The 4,816-nt window shown below is 62.0% G+C and carries 8 protein-coding genes; 4 read left to right on the plus strand and 4 right to left on the minus strand.

Annotated features, from left to right (window positions below):
* From AC16XC_RS07010 to AC16XC_RS07025, 4 genes are all read right to left on the minus strand, one after another.
* Window positions 1-536: hypothetical protein (locus AC16XC_RS07010; protein ID WP_484033934.1), on the minus strand; the 536-nt coding region annotated here is incomplete at its 3' end.
* Between the two features lie 137 nt (window positions 537-673).
* Window positions 674-1,315: a guanylate kinase gene (gene gmk, locus AC16XC_RS07015; RefSeq protein ID WP_484033935.1), complete on the minus strand. Its 642-nt coding sequence runs from the start codon at window positions 1,313-1,315 to the stop codon at window positions 674-676.
* Window positions 1,316-1,346: 31 nt separating this feature from the next.
* Window positions 1,347-1,718: a hypothetical protein gene (locus tag AC16XC_RS07020; protein WP_484033936.1), complete on the minus strand. Its 372-nt coding sequence runs from the start codon at window positions 1,716-1,718 to the stop codon at window positions 1,347-1,349.
* 44 nt (window positions 1,719-1,762) lie between these two features.
* On the minus strand, window positions 1,763-2,266 hold the full coding sequence (locus AC16XC_RS07025) for an SspB family protein (protein ID WP_484033937.1): 504 nt from the start codon (window positions 2,264-2,266) through the stop codon (window positions 1,763-1,765).
* A gap of 95 nt (window positions 2,267-2,361) precedes the next feature.
* Between AC16XC_RS07025 and hisB the strand changes: the two genes are divergently transcribed.
* From hisB to AC16XC_RS07045, 4 genes are all read left to right on the plus strand, one after another.
* Window positions 2,362-2,955: an imidazoleglycerol-phosphate dehydratase HisB gene (hisB, locus tag AC16XC_RS07030; protein ID WP_484033938.1), complete on the plus strand. Its 594-nt coding sequence runs from the start codon at window positions 2,362-2,364 to the stop codon at window positions 2,953-2,955.
* 116 nt (window positions 2,956-3,071) lie between these two features.
* Window positions 3,072-3,701, plus strand: coding sequence for an imidazole glycerol phosphate synthase subunit HisH (hisH, locus tag AC16XC_RS07035; protein ID WP_484033939.1), 630 nt, complete (start codon window positions 3,072-3,074; stop codon window positions 3,699-3,701).
* 49 nt (window positions 3,702-3,750) lie between these two features.
* Entirely contained in the window at window positions 3,751-4,479 is a 729-nt protein-coding gene (hisA, locus tag AC16XC_RS07040; protein ID WP_484033940.1) for a 1-(5-phosphoribosyl)-5-[(5-phosphoribosylamino)methylideneamino]imidazole-4-carboxamide isomerase, read from the plus strand.
* Entirely contained in the window at window positions 4,476-4,754 is a 279-nt protein-coding gene (locus tag AC16XC_RS07045) for a hypothetical protein (protein WP_484033941.1), read from the plus strand. Before hisA ends, AC16XC_RS07045 begins: the two co-directional genes overlap by 4 nt.
* Window positions 4,755-4,816 lie beyond the last annotated feature (62 nt).

The following is a 4,816-nucleotide window of genomic DNA, read 5'->3' on the forward strand; positions in this document are numbered from 1 at the left end:
TCTGGCGCTTCGGCGGTCCGGCGATCGCGCAGGAAATGGCGCTGCTTGTGGTGGATCAGCGCGGTGTTGAGCGCTTCCAGCCCCGTAACTTCCATGTAGACTTCGATGTCTTCCTCGTGGCCCGCCCAGGCCGGGACGTCGCCGGCCAACTGGTCGAGGAGGTCCTTGCGCGACGCGCCGGAGAAGGCGTAGCCGCCGTCGCTGTAGATGCCCAGGGTGATGTAGGGCACATGGAGTTGGCCCTTTTCGAACGCCAGATCGAGCTCGTTGCCCATGCCGATAGCGATGCCGGTGATATCCTCGCCCTCGAATTGGGCGAGCGCGTCGAGCAGTTCGGGCCAGCCCTCGAGCCGGACATCGCTGCGTTTGAGCTCCATGCATTGATGGGCAAGGTCGCGATTCAATGCCGCGAGTTCCGACATCAGCATGACCTCGGCGGAGTCGAGATAGCCGCCTTCGATCTGCCGCCGTACCTTGTCGACAAATCGCTCTTCGCCCTCTGCCGTGGCGAACATCGTCTGCATCTGGTGCGTCATGGCGGCTATTTCCTGTTCCAGCCTCGTCTCGAAGCGTCATAGCCGCGAAATGGTAACCCGTTCTTTAACCGTGTTTTCTAACCTTTAACCATAAGGCGAATGGCGGGCCTCATACCGCTTTCGGAAGATTTCATGAATCAGGCAGGGGAAGTGAGGTTGCGCACGAAATCGACCAGACCGGTCTGGCGCGCGCGGCGCAGTCTTTCGGATCCGAGGATCCCGCGGACTTTTTCGAAGCAGGACTGCATATTGTCATTGACCACGACATAGTCGTAGCCGTCCCAATGGCTGATTTCGAAGCGGGCGCGTTCCATCCGGCTTTTGATCACCTCGTCGGAATCGGTACCGCGTGAGCGCAACCGGTCTTCCAGCTCCTCGATGCTGGGCGGCAGCAGGAACACGCGCACTACGTCAACTTCCATTCGCTGGTAGAGTTGCTGGGTGCCTTGCCAATCGATGTCGAACAGGAAATCGCGGCCGTCCTTGAGGCCCTCCTTGATCTGAGCCTTGGGTGTTCCATACAAATTGCCGAAGACTTCCGCCCATTCGAGGAACTCGTTCCCATCCTTCATCCGCTTGAACGTGTCCTGGTCTACGAAATGGTAGTCTTTCCCGTCGACTTCTCCCGGGCGGATCGGACGGGTGGTGACTGAGACCGACATGAATATCTCGGCATCGGCTTCCAGCAGCATGCGCGATATCGTGGTCTTTCCGGCGCCCGAAGGCGAGGAAAGGACAAACATCAGCCCCCTGCGTTTGAGTGTATCGGCACCGGCCATGGCTGCAATTGCCGCAAGCGGGGCTGGCAAATCAAGCCTCGGGCGAAACTTCTTGTGCTTCTTTTTCGGCCAGTGCATCGGCTTTCTTCTGCTTGCGCCGTTCGAGCAGGACCTTTCCCGCCAGCCAGCCGCCCACGGCGAGCGCGCCGGGTACCGAGCGCGTGGCGATCCGGGCGAGCGCGGCGTGGACCATCACCGTCGTGATCGAGCGCCTGTCGATCTCCTTGTCGACTTCCGCCGGATCATGCTTGGCCTTGGCCAGTTGGCGTTCCATGTACAGCCGCGTGAGCCGCGCGAAGCCGCGCAAGGCGATGTCCGCGATCAGCAGATCCGTAGCGAGATTGGGGCTGGGCGACGGGCGCTCGGGAGGCCGGGATTTCGACTTTTCCGGTGGATTGTCCATTGTGTGGATTCCCGTGCCGGGTGGACCTTGATTTCCTCGCCCGGCTATTTCTTGCGTCCGAAATCGACAGTTACGACATTCGAACCATCTCCCGCCTCTTCAATCGGCGGCCCTTCCACCTGCTCCGGAGAATCGTTTTCGGCGTCCTCGTGCGGTTCGGGCTCCATGTCGGAAATGGCGGCCTGGAACTGCAGCCCGAAATCGACCGCCGGATCGACGAACGCGGTGATCGCCGCGAACGGTATCTGCAGTTTGGCCGGGACCTGGTTGAAGCTCAGCCCGACCTGGAACCCTTCCTCGTCGACGGCCAGGTCCCAGAACTTGTTTTGCAGCACGATCGTCATTTCGTCGGGGAAGCGCTCGCGCAAATGATTGGGGATCGCAACGCCGGGAGCCGCCGTCTTGAAGGTGATGTAGAAATGGTGATTGCCGGGAAGCTCGCCGCCGCCGGCCTCGATCTCGCCCAGCACGCGGCCGACCACGGCGCGCAAGGCTTCCTGCACGATCTCGTCGTAAGGGATCAGGCTGTCGGGCGTATCATCGCTCATGGCAAGACAAGTGACGGGGCCATGAAGGCCGGTCAAGAGGCTTCGAGACGGGCCCGAATCATTGATTTGCCCGCATACGAGCCTATAGGCGAGCCATGCGCAGCGCCACGATCACCCGGAAGACCAAGGAGACCGACATTTCTGTCGAGGTAAATCTCGACGGAACAGGGGCTTACGACATTTCCACCGGGATCGGCTTCCTCGATCACATGATCGAGCAATTCAGCCGCCATTCGCTGATCGACGTGAAGCTGAAGGTGGTCGGCGATCTGCATGTCGACCAGCATCACACCACCGAAGACAGCGCCCTGGCGCTGGGCCAGGCGATTTCGGATGCGCTCGGCGACCGCGGCGGAATCGGTCGCTACGGCAATGCCTATTCGCCGATGGACGAGACGCTGGCGCGGGTCGCGCTCGATATTTCGGGAAGGCCTTACTGTGTGTGGAACGCCAGGTTCACGCAGGAACGGCTCGGCGAAATGGACACCGAGCTGTTCTCGCACTGGTTCGCCTCGATCGCCCAGGCGGTCGGAATCACGCTTCATATCGAGCTGCTCTATGGCGAGAACAACCACCATATCTGCGAGGCGATCTACAAGGGCTTTGCCCGCGCGATGCGCCAGGCGGTGGAGATCGATCCGCGCAAGGGCGGGGCGGTGCCGTCCACCAAGGGTCAATTGGGTGGTTAAGCGGGCAATTTCGGATGCGAAGCCGCCGCGAGGCCGACTGGCCGCTCACAGCGGGGGCAGCTTGCCTGCCCGTCTAGCGAGGATCGCACACCCGGATGGGTGTGCGGAAAGCAGGCATGGCTGAGCCATTAGCGCTGATCGATTACGGCGCCGGCAACCTTCACTCCGTCAACAATGCCTTGAAGGCAGCAGGGGCGGAATCGGTGATGGTGACCGCCGATCCGGACCTCGTCCGGATGGCGAAGCGCATCGTGCTGCCCGGCGTCGGCTCGTTTCGCGCCTGTTACGAAGGCCTGACCGGGATCGGCGGGCTGGTCGAGGCGATCGAGCAGCGCGTGCTCGAGGATGGCGTCCCGTTTCTCGGCATCTGCGTCGGGATGCAATTGCTGGCGACGCGCGGGCTCGAACACGGCGAATGTCCGGGGCTGGGCTGGATCCCGGGCGAGGTGCGCCCGATCGAAGTGACCGATCCGGCGATCAAGGTCCCGCATATGGGCTGGAACGATGTGATGCATGCGCATCATGGCGATGGCTCGGAGCTGATCGAGGAAGGCGAGGCTTATTTCCTCCATTCATATCACTTCGTGCCGGATGATGGACGGCATGTGGCGGCGGTGACCGACCATGGCGGCGGGCTGGTCGCGGCGGTTGCGCGCGACAACCTCCTGGGTGTCCAGTTCCATCCCGAAAAGAGCCAGGCCTATGGGTTGGCTTTCCTGGCGCGGTTTTTGGAGTGGGTGCCGTGAAAACGGTGTTCGGGTATTCAAGATCCTCCCCTGAAAGGGGAGGATCGATATGATCGTCTTCCCCGCCATCGACCTCAAGCAGGGCCAGGTGGTGCGCCTGGCCGAAGGCGATATGGCGCGCGCAACGATCTATGGCGACAACCCGGCCGAACAGGCGCTGACCTTCGCCGGAGCCGGGGCGGAACATCTTCACGTGGTCGATCTCGACGGAGCCTTTGCGGGCGAAAGCCGCAACCGCGAGGCGGTCGAGGCGATCGTCGCGGCCTTTCCCGGCCATGTCCAGCTCGGCGGCGGGATCCGCACGCCCGCAGCGGTCGCGGGCTGGTTCGATCTCGGGGTTTCGCGGGTGGTGATCGGCTCGGCCGCGCTCAAGGACCCGGAGTTCGTGAAGGCCATGGCCCGCGAATGGGAGAACGGCATCGTCGTCGCGGTCGATGCGCGTGACGGGATGGTCGCGACCGAGGGCTGGGCGGAGGTGTCCGACGTCCCGGTGGCCGATATGGCCCGCCGGTTCGAAGATGCCGGGGTCGCCAGCCTGCTGTTTACCGATATCGGGCGCGACGGGCTGTTGAAGGGCTGCAATATAGACGCGACGGTCGATCTGGCGCGCCAGACCGACCTCCCGGTGATCGCTTCGGGCGGGGTCAAGGGGCTCGACGATATCCGCATGCTCGCGATCCACGCCGATGAGGGGATCGAAGGCGTGATTACCGGGCGGGCGCTCTATGAAGGGCGGCTTGACCTTGCGGCGGCGCTGGCGATGGCGGCGCGGGTATGAGGAATCTGTTGTTGATAATTGGCGGTGCGGGGGTCGTGCTCTGGAAGATATTCGATCTGAAATACTTACTGCCTCCCTCCTTGATGATCCTGACCGTGCTGGTCGGTCATCAACTACTCGTGGAGTTCCGCAATCTCCGCGCCGCATCGATCAATAGTGAACAACGCGATTCACAGCATTTATACCTTCGGCGAACGTTCTTTCCAATGAAGGTGGGATTCGTCATTCTACTCGCAATTGGAGTGGTGATCACTGCGATGGGATCCTGGCAATGACCGTCCGCATTCGCGTCATCCCCTGTCTCGATGTCGCCCATGGCCGCGTGGTCAAGGGCGTC

The organism is Candidatus Andeanibacterium sp. (assembly GCF_057143545.1).

What these genes read in the sequence shown, in the direction of transcription:
- gmk (WP_484033935.1), bottom strand. Translation starts at nt 1,315, where the DNA reads ATGGCCGGTGCCGATACACTCAAACGCAGGGGGCTGATGTTTGTCCTT.
- hisA (WP_484033940.1), top strand. Translation starts at nt 3,751, where the DNA reads ATGATCGTCTTCCCCGCCATCGACCTCAAGCAGGGCCAGGTGGTGCGC.
- hisB (WP_484033938.1), top strand. Translation starts at nt 2,362, where the DNA reads ATGCGCAGCGCCACGATCACCCGGAAGACCAAGGAGACCGACATTTCT.
- hisH (WP_484033939.1), top strand. Translation starts at nt 3,072, where the DNA reads ATGGCTGAGCCATTAGCGCTGATCGATTACGGCGCCGGCAACCTTCAC.
- AC16XC_RS07045 (WP_484033941.1), top strand. Translation starts at nt 4,476, where the DNA reads ATGAGGAATCTGTTGTTGATAATTGGCGGTGCGGGGGTCGTGCTCTGG.
- AC16XC_RS07025 (WP_484033937.1), bottom strand. Translation starts at nt 2,266, where the DNA reads ATGAGCGATGATACGCCCGACAGCCTGATCCCTTACGACGAGATCGTG.
- AC16XC_RS07020 (WP_484033936.1), bottom strand. Translation starts at nt 1,718, where the DNA reads ATGGACAATCCACCGGAAAAGTCGAAATCCCGGCCTCCCGAGCGCCCG.